The organism is Nonomuraea guangzhouensis (assembly GCF_019396345.1).
GTDB lineage: Bacteria > Actinomycetota > Actinomycetes > Streptosporangiales > Streptosporangiaceae > Nonomuraea > Nonomuraea guangzhouensis.
Genome location: NZ_JAHKRM010000006.1, coordinates 314,040 through 332,719 on the forward strand (window position 1 = coordinate 314,040; position 18,680 = coordinate 332,719).

The following is an 18,680-nucleotide window of genomic DNA, read 5'->3' on the forward strand; positions in this document are numbered from 1 at the left end:
AGCACTACCACTCTCGTGAAGTCGCCTGATCTTATGACAAGGGGCGTCCGATGTGGTTCATGCCGACTCGCTACCGACTCGGTATGGCGTGTAACGCCTGTCGCGTACCGGAAATTGAGAGACCCAGGAGCTACTGTGTGCCGCTATGGACAGGCGATGGGTCGGGACAGACGGCTACGAGGTCGTTCTCGCCGAGCGTGAGGGCCGGCAGGTGCTCCGGGTGCGCCGGGACGGGGTTCCCGTCGCCGACTGCGTGTCGGTCGCGGAGGTGGCCCGCCACGTCGATCTGGCCGATCTCTGTGAGGTCGTCGAGCTGCCGTTCCAGCGGGGTTACGAGGCCGTCGGTTGATGGGGCTGACGAGTTCGCATCATCGCTGAGTGCCGTGTATGGTTACACCTGTCCGCAGCGCCGGACAGGCCCCTATAGCTCAGTCGGCAGAGCGTCTCCATGGTAAGGAGAAGGTCAACGGTTCGATTCCGTTTGGGGGCTCGCACGCTGACAAGGAAAAACGCCCGGACCAAGATTACTTGGGGCCGGGCGTTTCTGATTATCCAGGGATTTCGCGATGGATTCGCGATGAGGGCCTCTTGGCCCACCTGTCGGATAGGGAATTCGATGACCTCTCCGCGGCCTTCATACGGTGCCGATCGCCCGTCACCGGACGGAGCCAGTATCTCGTCCAACGCGGCAAGCGGAGAGTGAAGGCCGAGCCACGCCCGGGACCGGCCCCCGCTCGAAGAGCTCTCCGGCAGTTCTCGCCAACTCCAATACGTAATCGTGATTCTTTGACTACTCTCTGTGACGGTCGTAGGCGTCGACAGCTGGAGGTCTGCGTGAGAATCCAGCCGGCCGCACGTCTGATCGCCGCACTTTTGGCTGGTGCGAGGCTCCGCCCGTCCGGCACCGGATCTCCCTGCGGGTTCAGACGCGTGACACCGGCGGCAGATGGGTGACCATGGACGAGCGGCAAGACCGCAAGGTCCCGTCGGAGACACCGAAGACGCTGACGGTCGGTTACGCCTCCTCCGGAGTCCAACGCAGCCGGCTGACCATGTACGCATCTCGACGGCGAGCGCTCCCGCAGGCCATTGCCCAAGTCCTCCGCCCAACGCCCGAACCGGCGCTCGGCACCGCTGCCGAGTGGGTGCTGGCCAGGGAGTCAGGCGGCTGGGCGGTCCGGCCCAGTGGCGCTCTCGACGGCGCACCGGCGTATTTCACTGCGGACATCCCTGCGGATGATCAGAACGCGGCGTTCGACTGGGCGCGCGAGATCACGCCCACCGCCGACCAGAAGGCGATCCACTACATGGGACCGCCGCCGCGCTGACCATCGCGTGCTGAACCATCCGCCATCCCGGAACGTGTAAAGGGAGCGAAGAGTCGCACGTGTCGTCGTTGTTCATCGGCAGATGGGAATCAGCCAATGTCTCGTCGCGCAATCGTCCTGTTCTTAGGCGCCTCGCTCGCCGCCTCGGTTATCGCCGGGCCGGCCGCCGCCACCACGGACACCACCCCGCCCAGCGCCCCGACCATTCTGACGGCCTTCGAGTACCAGTTCCTCGAGGTGGCTTTCAGCTACTCGCTCTCGACGGACAATGTCACGCCGAAGGCCGCGATCACGTACGAGCTCTATCTCGACGGCGTATTCGAGAGCGACATCGTCCCGTTCATCCGCCCCGAGTTCCCGAACAGTTCCAGGGCCTCCGCCTACGCCCACGCTCCCGGACCGGTCACCCTCACGATGCGGGCGGTGGACGCCGCGGGCAACAAGTCGGCGTTGAGCAACGCCATCACGGTCACCGCGATCGAGTAGCGCCGAAGATCGACCGCACCCCGTCTGAGTCGATTTTGCCCGCCATACACTGGCTGCTAGGCTTACTGGCTGGCCAGCCCGGTAGAGCTGGCCGAGTACGTATGTGCTCCCCAGGTCAGGTATCCTCTACGGGCCGGGGTCGTTCGTCCGGCTCAAAGGCGGAGTAGCTCAGTCAGGCAGAGCAAACGGCTCATAATCGTTGTGTCGCCGGTTCAAGTCCGGCCTCCGCTACTGCCCCTCCCCAGGTCGCCGACCTGGGCTTGGGCATGTCCCAGTCCCAAACGTAGAAAGGCACTCCCACGTGGCTGCCACCGACGTTAGGCCGAAGATCACGCTGGCCTGCCAGGAGTGCAAGCACCGCAACTACATCACGCGGAAGAACCGGCGCAATGACCCGGATCGGCTTGAGCTGAAGAAATACTGCCCCAACTGCCGCTGCCACCGCGCGCACCGCGAGACCCGCTAGCTCTTTTCCGAGCGCGGTCTCGCCGGGGGCAATCTCCTGGCCACATAACGCACAACCGGCGTCCTGCCTCAGGGCGCCGGTTTGTCGTGTCTATCTGCTGCCTGCTGTTGCAAAATCGCGGTCATCACGGCGACAGCCGAACCTTGTTCTGTTAGCGTCTGCCTAACGGACATGCGAGGAGCACAGATGGCCTTGAACCGCGACTTCGTGGGCCGGACGTACACGTCCAAGGCCTCCTACGAGGTCAGCCGGGTGAAGATCAGGGAGTTCGCCGCCGCGATCGGCGACGGCAATCCGATCTACCGCGACCGGGACGCCGCCCAGGCCGCCGGGCATCCCGATGTGGTGGCACCGCCGACCTTCCCCATCGTGTTCAGCCTGCAGAGCGGCGGTGAGGCGCTGGCCGACCCCGACCTCGGCCTCAACCTCGCCATGGTCGTCCACGGCGAGCAGCGTTTCGAGTACGTCCGCCCCATCTACGCCGGCGACGAGCTGGTCACCAGCTCCACGATCACCGACATCCGCAGTGCCGGGCGCAACGAGCTGCTGACCGTACGAAGCGACATCACCACGGTCGACGGCGAGCCGGTCTGCACCACGTACAACACGATCGTCGAGCGCGGAGGGGCGGCCTGAGATGACAGCCACGGTGAAGTACGACGAGATCGAGGTCGGGCACGAGATCCCGGCCGCCGACTACGGGGTCCGCAGGCTCAACCTGGTGATGTACGCGGGCGCGTCGGGCGACTTCAACCAGATCCACTGGAACGAGCGGTTCGCCAAGGCGGTCGGGCTGCCTGATGTCATCGCGCACGGCATGTACACGATGGCGCAGGGCGGGCGGTTCGTCACCGACTGGGTCGGCGATCCCGGCGCGGTGGTCGACTTCGGGGTGCGGTTCTCCTCGATGGTGGTCGTGCCTGACGACGACGAGGGCGCGACGATCACGGTCAGTGGGGTCGTTGAGGAGAAGCTTGGGGACAGGCGGGTGGTCGTCGCGCTGACGGCCAAGGCGGGCGACGCCCGGGTGCTGTCCAAGGCACGCGCGGTGGTCCAACTCGCCTGAGGGCTGTTTCCAGCGCGGTGGGCCGGGTGGCGGTGAGCCTGGCGTGATGATATGCGGGGCGGCTCTCGGGTACGCGGGACCTTATGAACACAGCTCCGCACCACGTCAGGATCTGGCCCACGGTCGAATCGATCCCGGTCTCCGCGGTGACCGACAAGCCGCCCGGCCACCTCGGTCCGGTCAGAGCCGCGGCCCCGGCGGACACAGTGGCGGGCGGCGTAGGCACGGGCCGCGACACGACGGGCGGCGAGGCGGCCGCTCATGACACGCACGCGACCACCGGCCATGGCATTCACGAGACGGCCGGCTATGGCCCGAACGCGGCGGCCGGTCATGACACGCACGCGACGACCCGCTACGACCCGAACGCGGCGACCGCCCGTGATCCGAACGCGGCGACCGCCCGCGACCCGAACGCGCCGACCGACCGCCCGGGCGCGCCGACCGGCCGCGACACCAGGCCAGCGACCGGCGTCGGTACGGCGGGTGCCCAGCCGCGCGGCGCCGGTGCCCGTGGCAATCCCGCCGCCGAGATGGGCTTCTCCGGTGACCCCGAGCAGCGCGGCGACCCCGGCGACGACATGCTGCACGCCCAGCGCATCTGGGACGGAACCCTGGCCGCCAACCGGCTCGACGACGCGGGCGTGACGGCCGAGCGGCAGCGGGTGGCGACCGCCGAGGTCACGGCGTCCATCTGCCTGATCGTCGACGGCTGGCCGGAGGACGTCTGGGCGTCCGTCGAGTCGGTGCTCGAGTACACCGACGCCCCTGTCCTGGCCCTCGACCTGGGCAACGTGGACGGTGCCGGCGAGGTGCTGCACAAGCTGGCCCTGCGTCATCCGGACCGGATCACCGAGTGGCGGGTGGCCGAGACCCCGCACTGGCGCGGCGGCTCGGCGACGTGGGGCGCCTGCCACGCCAAGCTGCTGCGCCTCGACACGTCCGAGGTGCACGTGCTGATGGAGACCTCGATCGCGCTGGCGGGCGACGCGCTCACACCGCTCGTCGCGGCGGTCGCGGACGGCGCGGTGGCCGCGGGGTGGCGCGGCGCGGAGCCATCGCCGGACGGTACGGAATGGCGTGAAGCGGGACCGGGCCCTGTCCGCGCGCTGCGCGGCGACCTGATGGCGGTACGCCGGTCGGCCGCGATCGGCGCGCTGCCCGAGGACGCCCGCTACGGGGGGTACGCCGATCTGGAGCTCTCGCTGGCCCTGAAGGGCGAGCTGGTCGCGCCCTCCGACCGCCTACCGGTACGGCGGTTGCGCCACCACGATGTGCCCCCCGAGTATCGGGACCGCGAAACCCGGCGAAACCACGACAAGGTGCTGCGCATGCTGAGGGCCTCATAAGCTTGTCACCCATGGAGAACCTCGCGCCGTACACCACCCTGGGGCTGGGCGGCCCCGCCCGCGAATTCGTCGAGGCCAGTACGGCGGAGCACCTCGTCTCGCTGATCGCCGAGGCCGACAGGCTGGGCCGGCCCACCCTGGTGCTCGGCGGCGGGAGCAATCTCGTGGTGGCCGACGAAGGGTTCGACGGGCTGGTCATCCGGGTCGTCACCCAGGGCGTGGCCGTCTCCCGTGACGGCGACGAGGTGCTGGTCACGGTCGAGGCAGGCGAGGACTGGGACGCGCTGGTCACCCGCGCGGTCGCCGAGGGCTGGTCCGGCATCGAGTGCATGTCCGGCATCCCGGGGCTCGTCGGCTCGACCCCGATCCAGAACGTCGGCGCCTACGGCCAGGAGGTGGCCCAGACCATCAGGTGCGTACGGGCCTACGACCGCAAGACGCGGCAGGTGGTCGACCTGGAGGCGCGGCAGTGCGGCTTCTCCTATCGCGACAGCGCGTTCAAGCGGGATCTGGCCCGGCACGTGGTGCTCGGCGTGACGTACGCGCTCGACGTCTCCGACCTGTCGGGCCCCGTGGCCTACCAGGAGCTGGCCGGGCGGCTCGGCGTCGAGCCGGGCGACCGGGTGCCGCTCGACCGGGCCCGCCGGGCGGTGCTGGAGCTGCGGCGCGGCAAGGGCATGGTGCTCGATCCGGCCGATCCCGACACCCGCAGCGCCGGGTCGTTCTTCACCAACCCGATCCTGTCGCCCGCCGAGGCCGAGGAGCTGGTGGCGCGGGCGCCCGGCCACCCGCGCTGGGACATGCCGGACGGTTCGGTCAAGGTGCCCGCCGCCTGGCTGATCGAGCAGGCGGGCTACCCCAAAGGCTACGAACGCGGCCCGGTGCGCATCTCCACCAAGCACACGCTGGCCCTGACCAACCCCACCGGCGCGGGCACCACGGCCGACCTGCTGCTGCTGGCCAGGGAGGTGCGTGACGGGGTGCTGGAGAAGTACGGAGTCACGCTCGTCAACGAACCGGTGCTGGTCGGCTGCTCCCTGACGGAATAGGTCCTCGGGGACCGCTGTTAGGGTAAAGCGGAATTACCGAAGGGGAGTAGTCCCAATCGCGTGATCGACATACTGGCGCGCTTGCGCGCCCGGTCACGCGGGCCTGAACGGGCGGACGAGACCTTCGGCCTGGTAGCTATGGAGCAAGACGCTGCCGGGCCGAAGTCGTGCCCGAAATCCCCTGGGGTGCCTGCTTCCGGCTCGGTGGCGCGGAAGAGGACCGTTGGAAGCGTTCTGGATCAGCCTCGTCGTCATTTTCGTGGCCGAACTGGGTGACAAGAGCCAGCTCATGGCGATGACGTTCGCCACCCGTTTCAGAACCTGGCCGGTGCTGGCCGGCATCACGATCGCCACGACCGCCGTGCACCTCGTCAGCGTCGCGGTGGGCGGGCTGATCGGCGACTCGCTGCCCACCACCGCCATCTCCGTCGTGGCCGGCCTCGCCTTCCTCGGCTTCGCGCTGTGGACGCTGCGCGGTGACGAGCTGACGGAGGAGGAGTCGGGCAAGGCCCGGCGTACGACCAGGAACGCCGTGGTCGCGGTGACGGTGGCGTTCTTCCTGAGCGAGCTCGGCGACAAGACCATGCTGGCCACGATCACACTGGCGACGCAGCACGGCTGGCTGGGCACCTGGATCGGGTCCACGGTGGGCATGGTCGCCGCCGACGCCCTCGCGATCGTGGTGGGCCGCCTGCTGGGCAAGCACCTGCCGGAGAAGGCGATCAAGTATGGCGCCGCCGCCGCGTTCGCCATCTTCGGCGTCGCCCTGCTGGTGGACGCGATCCTCTGATCAGCGCCGCTCGATGAGGACCTGAAGCCCGTCCAGGACGCGCTGGAGCCCGAAATCATAGGCGTGCCCGGCGCTGTAGGGGGCTTGGTGCACGGCCCCGGCAGCCGCGCCGACCCGGCTGGCCGTCGGGTAGGCGGCCGCGTCGAAGACGCGGGCGAGCAGCGGAGAACTGGCCGCCCACCACTGCTCGTCGGTCATCGCCTCGTCCTGGGAGCTCCGCGCGTCGGCGGCCGAGCGGGCGGAGGCGTGCACGAAGCCGAGCAGGTAGGTCAGGGCGTCGTCCATCTCGACGTCGTCCAGGCCGAGCCCCTCGAAGGCCCGCAGCTCGTGCTCGTACTTGGCCAGCACCCCCGGGCCGAGCGGCGGGCGCGTCGTGGACACGGCGAGCACCCATGGATGCCGTTCGTACAGCGTGAGGTTGTCGCCCGCCACCGCCTCCAGCCGCGCCCGCCACGGCAGCTGTGACAGGTCGGGGCGGGGCATCCGGCCGAACACCGTGTCGAGCATGAGGTCGAGCAGCTCGGCCTTGCCCGGCACGTACGTGTAGAGCGACATGGCGCCGATGCCGAGCGCCTGGGCGACCCGCCGCATCGTCGTGGCGTCGAGTCCCTCCTCGTCGGCGACGGTGATCGCGGCCGCGACGACCTCGTCGACCGTGCGGCCCTGACGTGGGCCGCGCTGCGCCGGCCGCGCTCCCGGCTGCCTCCAGAGCAGCTCCATGGTGCGTACGGGATCTCCGGCACTGGTCCGGGCGGTCGTGGGCGGCACGGAATCCATCTTCTCACCGTGCATAACTCCGTACGTTGTACTATGTACGTCGTACGGAGTTTATCGAGATCGAGGAGTGGCGTTGCAGGCGTCCTGTATCCAGATCATCGGCGCGCGGGAGAACAACCTCCGCGACATCTCCCTGAGCATCCCCAAACGGCAGATCACCGTCTTCACCGGCGTGTCCGGGTCCGGGAAGTCGTCCATCGTGTTCGACACCCTCGCCGCGGAGGCGCAGCGTCAGCTCAACGAGACCTTCACCAGCTTCGCCCGCACCAGGCTGCCGAAGTACGGTCAGCCGGACGTCGACGTGATCGAGAACCTGTCCGCCGCGATCGTGGTCGACCAGAAGCGGCTCGGGGGCGGCTCGCGTTCGACCGTCGGCACGATCAGCGACATCTACTCGCTGCTGCGGCTGCTGTTCTCGCGGGTCGGCAAGCCGTTCGTCGGCTACTCCAACGTCTTCTCGTTCAACGATCCGCAGGGCATGTGCCCCGAGTGCGAGGGCCTGGGCCGGACGGTCGCGCTCGACCTCGACGTCTTCCTGGACAGGTCCCGGTCGCTGAACGAAGGGGCCCTGCTGCACCCGCACTTCGCCGTCGGCACCTGGTACTGGAAGATCTACGCCAACTCCGGCCTGTTCGACAACGACAAGAGGCTGGCCGACTACGACGAGCGCGAATGGGCCACGCTGCTGCACGGCGCCCGGGCCAAGGTGGCGCTGGAGTGGCAGGGCGGCACGGTCAACTCCAGCTACGAGGGCGTGGTCGAGCGGTTCACCCGGCTCTACATCAAGAAGGACGTCGCCGAGATGTCCGAGGCCAACCGCCGGCTCTTCCAGGAGTACGTGACGACGGCCACCTGCCCCCTGTGCGCGGGCGCCCGGCTCAACCAGGAGGTGCTCGGCTGCGAGATCGACGGCTTCAACATCGCCCGGCTCGCCGCGATGGAGGCCACCGAGCTCGTCGAGGTGCTCGCCGGGTTCACCGACCCGCGGGGCGCTCCGGTGGTGGCGAGCCTGCTCGACCGGGTGCGCGACCTCGTCACGATCGGCCTCGGCTACCTCAGCCTCGACCGCGAGACCGCCACACTCTCGGGCGGCGAGTCGCAGCGCGTCAAGATGGTGCGGCACCTCAGCAGCAGCCTCACGGACATGATGTACGTCTTCGACGAGCCGAGCGTCGGCCTGCACGCCCGCGACGTCGAACGGCTCAACACGCTGCTGCGCAAGCTGCGTGACAAGGGCAACACGGTCGTCGTCGTCGAGCACGACCCCGAGGTGATCAGGATCGCCGACCACGTCGTGGACATCGGCCCCGGAGCCGGGGTGCACGGCGGGCAGGTGGTGTACCAGGGCACCCCGGCGGAGCTGCCCGAGGCGGGCACCCTGACCGGCCGGCACATGAAGCGGCGGCTGCCCCTGAAGACCGTCTACCGGGCGCCCACGGGCGCGATGACGATCGCCGGCGCGCGCACCCACAACCTGAAGGACGTCACCGTCGACATCCCCACCGGCGTGCTCACCGTCGTGACGGGTGTGGCAGGGTCCGGCAAGAGCACGCTGGTCAACGACGTGTTCCTGAGCCGGCACCCCGAGGCGGTGGTCATCGACCAGTCGGCCGTCAGCGCCTCGCGCCGCTCCAACCCCGCCACCTACACCGGGCTGCTGGACGAGATCCGGCGGCTGTTCGCGCGGGCCGCTTCGGTGAGCGCGTCGCTGTTCAGCGCCAACTCCAAGGGCGCCTGCCCCGACTGCCAGGGGCTCGGCATCGTCTACACCGACCTGGCGTTCATGGACGGGCTGAAGTCGACCTGTGAGGTCTGCCAGGGGCGGCGCTTCCGGCCAGAGGTGCTGGAGCACAAGCTCGACGGGAAGTCGATCAGCGACGTGCTGGAGATGACGGCGGCCGAGGCCCTGGAGTTCTTCCCGCAGCCGAAGCTCGGGAAGGTGCTGCGGGCCGTCAACGACGTCGGGCTCGACTACCTCACGCTCGGCCAGCCGCTCAGCACGCTGTCGGGCGGCGAGTGCCAGCGCCTCAAACTGGCCACCGAGCTGCACAAGAGCGGCACCGTCTACGTCCTGGACGAGCCGACCACCGGCCTGCACATGTCAGACGTGAAACGGCTGCTCGACATCATGGACCGGCTCGTCGACGCCGGGAACTCGGTCATCGTCATCGAGCACGACCTGGACGTGGTCAAGAACGCCGACTGGGTCATCGATCTCGGCCCCGAGGGCGGCGGCCAGGGCGGCCGGGTGCTCTTCGAGGGCACCCCCCGCGACCTGCTGGCGGCGACCGGCTCCCACACCGCCGAGTTCCTCAGACGAGACCTGACGTCCTAGCGGGCCAGCAGCGAGAGGCGATGCGCGGCCGCGGCGGCCTCACCACGGGTGGTCACGCCCAGCTTGGCCAGGATGTTGGAGACGTGCACGCTGACGGTCTTGGCCGAGATGAACAGCTCGGCGGCGATGTCCCGGTTGGTACGCCCGAGCGCCACCAGCCGGAGCACCTCCGTCTCACGCGGCGTGAGCAGCTCGGGGTTGGCCGCCTGCTGGTGGACGACGCCGACGCGCCGGGAGAGCGCCTCGATCTCGTCCATCAGCGGCCTCGCCCCCAGCGCGGCGGCCAGGGGCGCGGCCACGGTGAGCCGGGTCGCCGCGCCCTCCCGGTCGCCGGAGCGCGCCGCGGCCGTGGCCGCGCGTACGAGGGCCTTGGCCTGGTTGTGCGGGCGCTTGAGCCGCTCCCAGGCGGTCGCCGCCGCGTCGAAGTCGCCCGAGTACGACAGCCGGTACGCCTCCGCCACCGGCCCGCTGACCTTGAGGCTCGCCGCCACCTCGGCGGCCGTCTCGCGCACCGCGCGGACCCGGGCCGGCTCGGCGGCCTCCATGGCGTCACAGACCAGGCTGAGCAGGGCCAGCAGCCGCCAGCCCAGCATGGCCTTGGGAGATTGGGACGGCCGGGACAGGACCTGTTCCGTCGCGGCCAGCGCGGCCTGCGGCTCGCCCCTGAACAGGTGCCAGCCGATGCGCAGGCGGGTGTTGTTGGTGATGTCCTGCAGGAAGACCTCGGGCCGCTCCTTGAGCACGCCGAGCTCCGACAGGATGCCTTCGACGACCGTGAGCTCGCCTCTGGCCAGCGCGATGTCGGCGCGTATGCGGAGCAGGTGGTGGCGGGTACGCAGCACCGGGCCGAAGCTGAGCGCCTGTTCGATGGTCGCCATGGCCTCGTCCCACCGGCCGATGGCCTCCAGCGTCTCGGCCCTGTTGTTGAGGATGAACAGCCCGTTGAGCCGCATCCGGCCGTACTGCTTGGCCAGCCCCCAGCCCTCGTCGCACAGCGCGAGTGCCTCCTCCGAGCGGCCGAGATCGCTCAGCGCGTCGATGTTGTTGCCGATCGCCCGCGTGATCAGCCGCCCCGAGCCCTTCTCGCGGCCCAGCTCCAGGGCGCGCTGGTTGGTGGCCAGCGTCGACTCGGTGTCACCGGCGATCGAGTGGCCAAGGGCCAGGTTCAGCAGCAGGTCGCCTTCGAGGCACTTGTCGCCGAGCTCCCTGGCCAGGCGCAGACCCTCCTCGATGAGCTGGGTGCCTTCCTCGACGTCGCCGCGGAGCATCAGGTGCTGGCCCATGGGCATGACGATCTCGGCGCGGGCCAGGTTCGGCTCGGGCACCAGGCGCAGGGCGTGGCGGAAGTCCTCCAGGACGCCCACCTTGCCCTTGTAGATCTTGAGGTTGGCCCAGCGCACGATCAGCGTGGCGACCCGCGCGGGCTCCTGGGTCTCGTCGAGCTCCGCCAGGGCCGCCTTGACGAACTTGACGCCCCGGTCGAGCTCGCCGCCCGCGTGGGCGGCCTCGCTGGCCCGTTCGAGCACCGCTGTGTGGTCCGCGCCGATGCGCTCGGCCGCGTCCGGCACCCGGTCCCACAGCATGAGCACGCGTTCGAGCAGCGGGATCGCCTCGGTGTACGCGAAGGCGAAGAACGACTTCTGCGCGGCCTCCCACGCGGAGATGAGCGCCCACAGGTCGTTCCGGGCGCCGTACCAGTGGTGGGCCAGCTCCACCGCGGCCCGGCCCGGCGGGACGAGCTTGCGGTCGCGAGAGATCTCCTCGGCGTAGCGCGCGTGCAGCCGCTGGTGCTCGCCGGGCAGCAGCTCCTCGTGCACGGCCTCGCGGATCAGCGCGTGGCGGAAGACGTAGGCGCGGTTGTCGGCGATCTGCAGCACGTTCCCGGCGATGGCCGGGCGCAGTGCGGCCTCCAGCTCCAGGTCGGACAGGCCGCTGGCGGCGGCGAGCAGGGCGTGGCCGACCCTGATGCCGCCCGCGGCGGCGATGCGCAGCACGCGCTGGGTCTCCTCGGGCAGCCGCTCGACCGAGCCGAGGATCAGGTCCTGCATCGACTCGGGGAACGTGCTGTCCTCGCCGCAGTCCAGCAGGGCCTCCACGAACAGCGGGATGCCCTCACTGCGCTCGTAGATCTTCTGCACCTTGGGGTATTCGGGGGCGCTGCCGAGGATGCCGGCCATCTGCAGGGCGACCTCGTCCTGCGACAGGCGGGGCAGGTCGAGCCTGAGCACGCCGCTGACCCGGCCCAGCTCGGCGAGGACCGGCCGGAGCGGATGCTGCCGGTGCAGGTCGTCGGAGCGGTAGGTCATGACGATCAGTATCTGGGCCGCGCTGAGGTTGCGGCTGAGGAAGGCGATCAGGTCGCGGCTGGACCTGTCGGCCCAGTGGATGTCCTCGATGAGCAGGATCGTCGGCCGGTGGCTCGCCAGCCGTTCGAGGAGCGTCAGGAACTGCTCGAACAGGCGGGCCCGGCCGGTGTCGGTCTCGCCGTCGCCGCTGGGCTCGCCGAACTCGGGGAGCAGCCGCGCCAGGTCGCGCTCGGCGCCGCCCGGCAGCAGCGCGGCGATCTGAGAGGTGCCCTGCTCTCTGACGAGCTGTCTGAGGGCAGCCGTGAACGGCGCGTAGGCCAAGCCCTCCGTGGAGAGCTCGACGCACCCGCCGTACAGCACATGGGCGCCGTTGCGCGCCGCCTGCTCGGTGAAGCGCTGCACCAGCCGGGTCTTGCCGACTCCCGCCTCGCCGCCGACCAGCACGGCCGTCGCGGCGCCCTTCCGGGCCTCGTCGAAGGCTTGAGAGAGGACTGTGAGCTCCTCTTCCCGCCCCACGAAGACGGGACTTACCGAACGTCCCAGCATGTCATCCAGCATGTCATGCCCCAACAGCCGCTTTCGACGCATTTATGGAGGAATAGTGGCCCGGCCGCGAGGGAGGTTGCGGCCGGGCGCTTGTGGGGTGGTCATGAGGAGCGGCGCTTGCCGAAGACCGAGCGACGCTCGGACTTGTTGCCCTCCTGAGCCTCGCGTACCTGACGGTGCCGGGCGGCCGCCTGGCGCAGCTCGTTCACGTGGCTCTTCATGATCTGGTATTCGATCTCGGGACTCACGGTGACTCCTTCTTGTGTCTTGCTGACACTCTTAAGGTTCGGGCTAAGGCCCCCACCGGCACATCGGGCGGATGCCCTATCTCCGGGAATCTCCCGGCTGTGAGGTACCTAGGAGATGCGTGGGAACCGCCTTATAGATCCGGTTTGGAGGTAGCCCGTCCGGTCGGCGATCCTGTGGAGGTGTCAACTGTGACTACCTCGCTCGCCGACGTCGGCTCGTCCGGCGCGACGCTGCGAGCATTCCTGCACGGCCTGCCCGGCGTCGATCGGGTGGGCGCGGACCAGCGAGCGGCGATGCTCGGCACCCGCTCCATCAAGACCAGCGCCAAGGCCATGGCGATCGACCTGGCCATCTCGATGGTCGACCTCACCACGCTTGAAGGCGCGGACACGCACGGCAAGGTCCGTGCGATGTGCACCAAGGCGATGCATCCCGGCGAGGGAGCGCCCCGGGTGGCGGCCGTCTGCGTCTATCCCGACCTGGTGGCCGTGGCCGCCGGGTCGCTGCGCGGTTCGGGGGTGAAGGTCGCCTCGGTGGCGACCGCGTTCCCGAGCGGGCGTTCCTCGCTGGAGGTCAAGGTGTCCGACACCGCGCTGGCGGTCGAGGCGGGCGCCGACGAGATCGACATGGTGATCGATCGGGGCGCGTTCCTGTCGGGTGACTATCTCAAGGTGTACGAGGAGATCGTCGCGGTGAAGGCGGCGTGTGGCGCCGCGCACCTGAAGGTGATCCTGGAGACGGGTGAGCTGTCCACCTACGACAACGTGCGGCGGGCCTCCTGGCTGGCCATGCTGGCGGGCGCCGACTTCATCAAGACCTCCACCGGGAAGGTGGCACCGGCGGCGACGCTTCCGGTGACGCTGATCATGCTGGAGGCGGTGCGTGACTTCCGGGAGGAGACGGGCCGGCAGGTGGGCGTGAAGCCGGCGGGCGGGATCCGCACCACCAAGGACGCGATCAAGAATCTGGTGCTGGTCAACGAGACGGCGGGCGAGGACTGGCTGTCGCCCGACTGGTTCCGGCTGGGCGCGTCGTCGCTGTTGAACGACCTGCTGATGCAGCGTCAGAAGCTGGCCACCGGCCGTTACGCGGGCCCCGACTACTTCACCCTGGACTGATGATGGCGATGTTCGAGTACGCACCGGCGCCCGAGTCGCGCGACGTCGTCGAGGTGAAGCCGTCGTACGGGCTGTTCATCAACGGCGAGTTCGTCGACGGCGGCGGGCCGTCGTTCAAGACGGTCAACCCGGCGACGGAGGAGAAGCTGGCGGAGGTCGCCACGGCCTCCTCCGACGACGTCGACCGGGCCGTCCAGTCCGCGCGCAAGGCGTTCGGGGTCTGGAGCGCGATGCCGGGCTCGGAGCGGGCCAAGTACCTGTTCCGGATCGCCCGGATCATCCAGGAGCGGGCCCGCGAGCTGGCGGTGCTGGAGACGCTGGACAACGGCAAGCCCATCCGTGAGTCGCGCGACGTGGACCTGCCGCTGGTCGCCGCGCACTTCTTCTACTACGCCGGCTGGGCCGACAAGCTGGAGTACGCCGGGTTCGGCGCCGATCCCCGGCCGCTCGGCGTCGCCGGGCAGGTCATCCCGTGGAACTTCCCGCTGCTCATGCTGGCCTGGAAGATCGCGCCGGCGCTGGCCTGCGGCAACACGGTGGTGTTGAAGCCGGCCGAGACGACGCCGTTGACGGCGCTGCTGTTCGCGGAGATCTGCCAGCAGGCCGACCTGCCGCCCGGTGTGGTCAACATCGTCACCGGCGCGGGCGAGACCGGCGCCGCCGTGGTCGCCCACCCCGACGTGAACAAGGTGGCCTTCACCGGCTCCACCGAGGTGGGCCGGATCATCGCCAGGACGGTGGCGGGCACCGGCAAGAAGCTGACGCTGGAGCTGGGCGGCAAGGCGGCGAACATCGTGTTCGACGACGCCGCGCTGGACCAGGCCGTCGAGGGGATCGTCAACGGGATCTTCTTCAACCAGGGCCACGTGTGCTGCGCGGGGTCCCGGCTGCTGGTGCAGGAGTCGATCCAGGACGAGCTGCTGTCGGCGCTCAAGCGGCGCCTCGGCACGCTGCGCCTGGGCGACCCGCTGGACAAGAACACCGACATCGGCGCGATCAACTCGGCCGAGCAGCTCGCGAGGATCCGCTCGCTGAGTGAGGCCGGCGAGCAGGAGGGCGCCGAACGCTGGTCGCCCGCCTGCGAGCTGCCGGAGCGGGGTTTCTGGTTCCCGCCGACGCTGTTCACCGGGGTGGCGCAGTCGCACCGGATCGCCCGTGAGGAGATCTTCGGGCCGGTGCTGTCGGTGCTGACGTTCCGCACCCCGGCCGAGGCCGTGGAGAAGGCGAACAACACGCCGTACGGGCTGTCGGCGGGGGTGTGGACGGAGAAGGGGTCGCGCATCCTGTGGATGGCCGACAAGCTCAGGGCCGGCGTGGTCTGGGCCAACACGTTCAACCGGTTCGACCCGACCGCGCCGTTCGGCGGCTACAAGGAGTCCGGGTACGGCCGCGAAGGCGGCCTCCTCGGGTTGGAGGCCTACCTTGATGTGTGAGCACCGCCGTTCCCGCCGGGGTAAACGGCGGAAGCAGGCCACCCGGGGCCACGCCTTCGCCCGCGCGGGCCGGCCCGTACGCACCGGCTGGTACGCCCACCGGTGCGGCGTGAGCCGGTGCGGTCAGGTCTTCGCGCCGGTCCAGCTGTCGGAGGAGACCATGTGGAGGGGGCGCGGCGATGAGTAGGTTGGCCGTTCGCAAGACCTACAAGCTGTACATCGGCGGGGCGTTCCCGCGCTCCGAGAGCGGGAGGTCCTACGCCGTGACCTCGCCCAAGGGCGACTTCCTCGCCAACGCGTCGCGGGCCTCGCGCAAGGACGCGCGTGACGCCGTGGTGGCGGCACGCAAGGCGTTCCCCGGCTGGTCGGGCGCCACGGCCTACAACCGGGGCCAGATCCTCTACCGGATCGCCGAGATGCTGGAGGGCCGCCGCGCGCAGTTCGCCGACGAGCTGGGCGGCGGCAAGAAGGCGGCGCTGGAGGCCGTGGACGCCGCGGTCGACCGGCTGGTCTGGTACGCGGGCTGGTCCGACAAGATCGCCTCCGTGCACGGCACGGCCAACCCGGTCGCCGGCCCGTACTTCAACCTCTCCTCGCCGGAGCCCTCGGGGGTCGTCGCGGTCGTCGCGCCCGAGGACCCGCTGGTGGGGCTGATCTCGGTGGTCGCGCCGGTGATCGTCACGGGCAACACCTGCGTGGTGATCGCCTCCGAGAAGGCGCCGCTGCCGTCGATCACGCTGGCGGAGGTGCTGGCCACCTCGGACCTGCCGGGCGGCGTCGTCAACGTCCTCACGGGTCACCAGCGGGAGCTCGCGCCCTGGCTGGCGGCCCACATGGACGTCAACGGCCTGGACCTGACCGGCGTGTCCGACGCCGATCTGGCCCTGAGCTGCGAGCAGGCGGCGGCGGAGAACCTCAAGCGGGTCCTGCGCCCGTCGGACGAGGACTGGCGGGCGGCGCCGGTTCTCACCCGAATGACGCGGTTCCTGGAGACCAAGACGGTCTGGCACCCGCTGGGAGTCTGACCGTCAGGCCGGTGGGATGTTGGCGTTGAGCCGGAACAGGTTGCCGGCATCCCACACGGCCTTCAGCGCCGCGAGCCGCCGGTAGTCGTCCGGGTCGTAGGCCAGGCGCACCTGGTCGGGCGCGGTGTTCTCGCCGTACAGGAAGTTCAGGCTGCGGCCTCCGGTGGCCCACGGCGACAGCGCCTCGCGCACCTGCTGGTGGAGCGGGCGCGCCTCGCCGGGGTCGCCGCCCGGTGCGAGCCGGGACAGGACGCCGACCTGATATTCGGCGTCGCGGTTGACCACCGGCCCGAGGCCCGGCTTGGCCAGCGCGCCACCCAGGTGCCTGATCTCCAGGATCGCCTGCTCGGTCTCCAGCAGTGCGTCCACAGCCTGTGGGGGGAGCTCGCGCAGCAGCGAGTGGGTGGCGTAGTAGGCCATCGGCTCGGCCGGGTCGTTGTGGATGCTGCCCGACTCGGTGTAGGGCAGCTCCTTCACCGAGTCCACGAGCCGGGGGCCGATCGCGCGCAGCGGCTCCAGCAGGCGCTCGCCCTCCCGCGGGCCGCCCGTGTACGCGATCCGCACGTGGGCGACGCGGCGTCCGCGGAACACCTCGGGCACTTGCGGGGCGTCGGGGAACGGGATCACCGCGACGGACGAGGTCATCTCCTCGGGCAGCCCCTGTGTCCACTCGGCCCAGCGCTGCACCGCGCCGGTGGCGAGATCGAAGAACAGCCCGCCGCCGTACAGGGTGGTCACCGGAACCAGCCCGATCTCCAGCGCCGTGACCACCCCGAAGTTGCCCCGCCCGCCGAGCAGCGCCCAGAACAGGTCCGGCTCCGTCGCGGCCGTCACCTCCCTGAGCTCGCCGTCGGCGGTGACCACTTCGACGGCGCGTACCTGGTCGACGGCGTACCCGTAGCGGCGCGCCATGAGCCCCAGCCCGCCGCCGAGCGTGTACGACACGGCGCCGACGGACGGGGCCGAGCCGGACAGCGGGGCCAGCCCGTGGCGGGCCGCCTCCTCGATGACCAGTTCCCAGCGCACCCCGGCCTCGATCCGAGCCGTCGCCGTCTCGGGGTCGATCCGCACGCCGGTCATCCTGCGCGTGCTGATGAGCAGGCCGCCCTCGGCCGCGATCGGCATGCCGTGCCCGGTGGCCTGCACGGCCACGGGCAGCCCGTGCGCCGCCGCGTGGGCCACGGCCGCGCGCACGTCGGCGGCGTCCGTCACGCCGACGATCACGTCCGGCCGGTGGTGGGCGAGCGCCTGGAAACCGGAGCGTTCGCCGTCATATCCCTCATCACCCGGACGGAACACCGGGCCCTTCACCATGTCCATGGGTCCAGCCTGTTTTCCTCTCATCCAGAAGTCAAAGAGATGGATTGTCTTCCTGCTAGCATGTTTGCTTATGGAGCTTCGGCAGCTTGAATACTTCGTGGCCGTGACCGAGGAGTCCGGCTTTACCCGGGCCGCGGCCCGGCTCCATGTGGCCCAGCCCGGGGTGAGCGCGCAGATCCGGCAGCTGGAGCGGGAGCTGGGCCAGCCGCTGTTCGACCGCTCCGCGCGCCAGGTGCGCCTCACCGAGGTCGGGGAGGCCGTGCTGCCCTACGCGCGGGCCGCGCTCGCGGCGGTCGCCGCCACCCGGCTGGTCGTCGACGAGATGACCGGGCTGCTGCGTGGGCACGTCGTGATGGGCGCCGTCTCCGCGCCCTCCGTGCTCGACCTGCCCGGGCTGCTGGCCGACTTCCACGAGCGGCATCCGGCCGTGGAGATCTCGCTCCGGGAGACCGACCCCGAGAGCCTGATCGAGGCGCTGCGGGCGGGACGGATGGACCTCGGGCTGCTCGGCATCGGATCGAGCGTGCCGGCGGGGCTCGACGCGCAGGTGGTGATCGACCAGGCGCTGGTGGCGGCTGTCGGGCTCACTCACGACCTGGCGGGGAAGCCCGCCGGCGGGCTCGCTGACGCCTCGGCGGGGACACCCGCCGTCGGGGTCGCTCACGACTCGGCGGGGACGCCCACCATCACGCTGCGGGAGCTGGCGGATCGGGCGCTGATCTGCCTGCCGCGCGGCACCGGCCTGCGGGCCGCTCTCGACGAGGCGTGCGCCGCCGCAGGGTTCACGGCACACGTCGCCTTCGAGGCCAGCGAGCCGTACGTGCTGGGGCAGCTCGCCGCCAAGGGACTCGGCGTGGCCGTGCTGCCCGAGTCCGCGGTCGCCGCCGCACAGGAGGAGCTGCACGTACTGGAGATCGCCGAGCCGGGCCTGCGCGGTCAGATGGCGCTGGTCTGGCGGTCCACGGGGTCGTCGGGCCCCGCGGCGCGGGCGTTCATCGCCCACGCTCGCCGCCGACTGCCCGACTTCGGGTGAGCGC

At 70.1% G+C, this 18,680-nt stretch carries 19 protein-coding genes and 2 tRNA genes; 17 read left to right on the forward strand and 4 right to left on the reverse strand.

Annotated features, from left to right (window positions below):
* The first annotated feature begins 145 nt into the window (after positions 1–145).
* The 11 genes from KME78_RS14420 to KME78_RS14470 all read left to right on the forward strand — a co-directional run bounded on the left by KME78_RS14420 (position 146) and on the right by KME78_RS14470 (position 6,534).
* Positions 146–349 (forward strand): transposase, encoded by a 204-nt coding sequence (locus KME78_RS14420; RefSeq protein WP_219529362.1) that lies wholly within the window; start codon positions 146–148, stop codon positions 347–349.
* A gap of 68 nt (positions 350–417) precedes the next feature.
* A tRNA-Thr gene (locus KME78_RS14425) sits at positions 418–490 on the forward strand.
* 466 nt (positions 491–956) lie between these two features.
* The gene (locus KME78_RS14430; RefSeq protein ID WP_219529363.1) at positions 957–1,328 is read left to right on the forward strand and encodes a hypothetical protein; all 372 of its coding nucleotides are present in this window, start codon (positions 957–959) and stop codon (positions 1,326–1,328) included.
* A 96-nt stretch (positions 1,329–1,424) separates the two neighbouring features.
* Positions 1,425–1,814, forward strand: a complete 390-nt coding sequence (locus tag KME78_RS14435; RefSeq protein ID WP_219529364.1) for a hypothetical protein — start codon at positions 1,425–1,427, stop codon at positions 1,812–1,814.
* 157 nt (positions 1,815–1,971) lie between these two features.
* A tRNA-Met gene (locus KME78_RS14440) sits at positions 1,972–2,045 on the forward strand.
* Positions 2,046–2,115: 70 nt separating this feature from the next.
* Positions 2,116–2,280 carry a 50S ribosomal protein L33 gene (rpmG, locus tag KME78_RS14445; RefSeq protein ID WP_019632658.1) on the forward strand — a complete coding sequence of 55 codons (165 nt, stop codon included), beginning with the start codon at positions 2,116–2,118 and terminating at the stop codon, positions 2,278–2,280.
* Positions 2,281–2,466: 186 nt separating this feature from the next.
* Positions 2,467–2,916, forward strand: coding sequence for a MaoC family dehydratase N-terminal domain-containing protein (locus KME78_RS14450; RefSeq protein WP_219529365.1), 450 nt, complete (start codon positions 2,467–2,469; stop codon positions 2,914–2,916).
* A gap of 1 nt (position 2,917) precedes the next feature.
* Positions 2,918–3,346, forward strand: coding sequence for a MaoC family dehydratase (locus tag KME78_RS14455; RefSeq protein WP_219529366.1), 429 nt, complete (start codon positions 2,918–2,920; stop codon positions 3,344–3,346).
* A gap of 83 nt (positions 3,347–3,429) precedes the next feature.
* Positions 3,430–4,695, forward strand: a complete 1,266-nt coding sequence (locus KME78_RS14460) for a hypothetical protein (RefSeq protein ID WP_219529367.1) — start codon at positions 3,430–3,432, stop codon at positions 4,693–4,695.
* A gap of 11 nt (positions 4,696–4,706) precedes the next feature.
* Positions 4,707–5,744, forward strand: a complete 1,038-nt coding sequence (locus KME78_RS14465) for a UDP-N-acetylmuramate dehydrogenase (RefSeq protein WP_219529368.1) — start codon at positions 4,707–4,709, stop codon at positions 5,742–5,744.
* 223 nt (positions 5,745–5,967) lie between these two features.
* Positions 5,968–6,534 (forward strand): TMEM165/GDT1 family protein, encoded by a 567-nt coding sequence (locus KME78_RS14470; protein WP_219529369.1) that lies wholly within the window; start codon positions 5,968–5,970, stop codon positions 6,532–6,534.
* Here KME78_RS14470 and KME78_RS14475 read toward each other — a convergent pair whose 3' ends face one another.
* Entirely contained in the window at positions 6,535–7,311 is a 777-nt protein-coding gene (locus tag KME78_RS14475; protein WP_219529370.1) for a TetR/AcrR family transcriptional regulator, read from the reverse strand.
* A gap of 73 nt (positions 7,312–7,384) precedes the next feature.
* On the opposite strand from KME78_RS14475, the gene KME78_RS67935 reads away from it, so the two are divergent.
* Positions 7,385–9,646 carry an ATP-binding cassette domain-containing protein gene (locus tag KME78_RS67935; RefSeq protein WP_417629450.1) on the forward strand — a complete coding sequence of 754 codons (2,262 nt, stop codon included), beginning with the start codon at positions 7,385–7,387 and terminating at the stop codon, positions 9,644–9,646.
* Here the strand turns inward: KME78_RS67935 and KME78_RS66135 are convergent.
* Together KME78_RS66135 and KME78_RS14490 are read right to left on the reverse strand one after the other, a co-directional pair.
* Entirely contained in the window at positions 9,643–12,498 is a 2,856-nt protein-coding gene (locus KME78_RS66135) for an ATP-binding protein (protein WP_281428723.1), read from the reverse strand. The genes KME78_RS67935 and KME78_RS66135 overlap by 4 nt on opposite strands.
* Before the next feature lie 101 nt (positions 12,499–12,599).
* A complete protein-coding gene (locus KME78_RS14490; protein WP_214640428.1) occupies positions 12,600–12,746 on the reverse strand; it encodes a hypothetical protein in 147 nt (48 codons plus the stop codon).
* Between the two features lie 189 nt (positions 12,747–12,935).
* On the opposite strand from KME78_RS14490, the gene deoC reads away from it, so the two are divergent.
* The 4 genes from deoC to KME78_RS14510 are packed head-to-tail and all read left to right on the forward strand — an operon-like array spanning position 12,936 to position 16,323.
* Positions 12,936–13,865, forward strand: coding sequence for a deoxyribose-phosphate aldolase (gene deoC / locus KME78_RS14495; RefSeq protein WP_219529373.1), 930 nt, complete (start codon positions 12,936–12,938; stop codon positions 13,863–13,865).
* Positions 13,865–15,298, forward strand: coding sequence for an aldehyde dehydrogenase family protein (locus tag KME78_RS14500; protein WP_219529374.1), 1,434 nt, complete (start codon positions 13,865–13,867; stop codon positions 15,296–15,298). The genes deoC and KME78_RS14500 overlap by 1 nt, the downstream gene beginning before the upstream one ends.
* Positions 15,291–15,485 (forward strand): hypothetical protein, encoded by a 195-nt coding sequence (locus KME78_RS14505; RefSeq protein WP_219529375.1) that lies wholly within the window; start codon positions 15,291–15,293, stop codon positions 15,483–15,485. Before KME78_RS14500 ends, KME78_RS14505 begins: the two co-directional genes overlap by 8 nt.
* A complete protein-coding gene (locus tag KME78_RS14510) occupies positions 15,478–16,323 on the forward strand; it encodes an aldehyde dehydrogenase family protein (protein ID WP_219529376.1) in 846 nt (281 codons plus the stop codon). Before KME78_RS14505 ends, KME78_RS14510 begins: the two co-directional genes overlap by 8 nt.
* Before the next feature lie 3 nt (positions 16,324–16,326).
* Here the strand turns inward: KME78_RS14510 and KME78_RS14515 are convergent, their stop codons facing one another.
* Complete coding sequence (locus KME78_RS14515) at positions 16,327–17,643, reverse strand: FAD-binding oxidoreductase (RefSeq protein WP_219529377.1); 1,317 nt, start codon at positions 17,641–17,643, stop codon at positions 16,327–16,329.
* A gap of 70 nt (positions 17,644–17,713) precedes the next feature.
* Here KME78_RS14515 and KME78_RS14520 point away from each other — a divergent pair, with 70 nt between their 5' ends.
* Positions 17,714–18,676: a LysR family transcriptional regulator gene (locus tag KME78_RS14520; protein WP_219529378.1), complete on the forward strand. Its 963-nt coding sequence runs from the start codon at positions 17,714–17,716 to the stop codon at positions 18,674–18,676.
* Positions 18,677–18,680: the final 4 nt, after the last annotated feature.

Coding starts and splice junctions, on each gene's coding strand:
- KME78_RS66135 (WP_281428723.1), bottom strand. CDS start 12,498: ATGCTGGGACGTTCGGTAAGTCCCGTCTTCGTGGGGCGGGAAGAGGAG.
- KME78_RS14510 (WP_219529376.1), top strand. CDS start 15,478: ATGAGTAGGTTGGCCGTTCGCAAGACCTACAAGCTGTACATCGGCGGG.
- KME78_RS14505 (WP_219529375.1), top strand. CDS start 15,291: ATGTGTGAGCACCGCCGTTCCCGCCGGGGTAAACGGCGGAAGCAGGCC.
- KME78_RS14455 (WP_219529366.1), top strand. CDS start 2,918: ATGACAGCCACGGTGAAGTACGACGAGATCGAGGTCGGGCACGAGATC.
- KME78_RS14435 (WP_219529364.1), top strand. CDS start 1,425: ATGTCTCGTCGCGCAATCGTCCTGTTCTTAGGCGCCTCGCTCGCCGCC.
- KME78_RS14515 (WP_219529377.1), bottom strand. CDS start 17,643: ATGGACATGGTGAAGGGCCCGGTGTTCCGTCCGGGTGATGAGGGATAT.
- KME78_RS14520 (WP_219529378.1), top strand. CDS start 17,714: ATGGAGCTTCGGCAGCTTGAATACTTCGTGGCCGTGACCGAGGAGTCC.
- KME78_RS14465 (WP_219529368.1), top strand. CDS start 4,707: ATGGAGAACCTCGCGCCGTACACCACCCTGGGGCTGGGCGGCCCCGCC.
- KME78_RS14475 (WP_219529370.1), bottom strand. CDS start 7,311: ATGGATTCCGTGCCGCCCACGACCGCCCGGACCAGTGCCGGAGATCCC.
- KME78_RS14430 (WP_219529363.1), top strand. CDS start 957: ATGGACGAGCGGCAAGACCGCAAGGTCCCGTCGGAGACACCGAAGACG.
- KME78_RS14460 (WP_219529367.1), top strand. CDS start 3,430: ATGAACACAGCTCCGCACCACGTCAGGATCTGGCCCACGGTCGAATCG.
- KME78_RS14450 (WP_219529365.1), top strand. CDS start 2,467: ATGGCCTTGAACCGCGACTTCGTGGGCCGGACGTACACGTCCAAGGCC.
- KME78_RS14420 (WP_219529362.1), top strand. CDS start 146: ATGGACAGGCGATGGGTCGGGACAGACGGCTACGAGGTCGTTCTCGCC.
- KME78_RS14500 (WP_219529374.1), top strand. CDS start 13,865: ATGATGGCGATGTTCGAGTACGCACCGGCGCCCGAGTCGCGCGACGTC.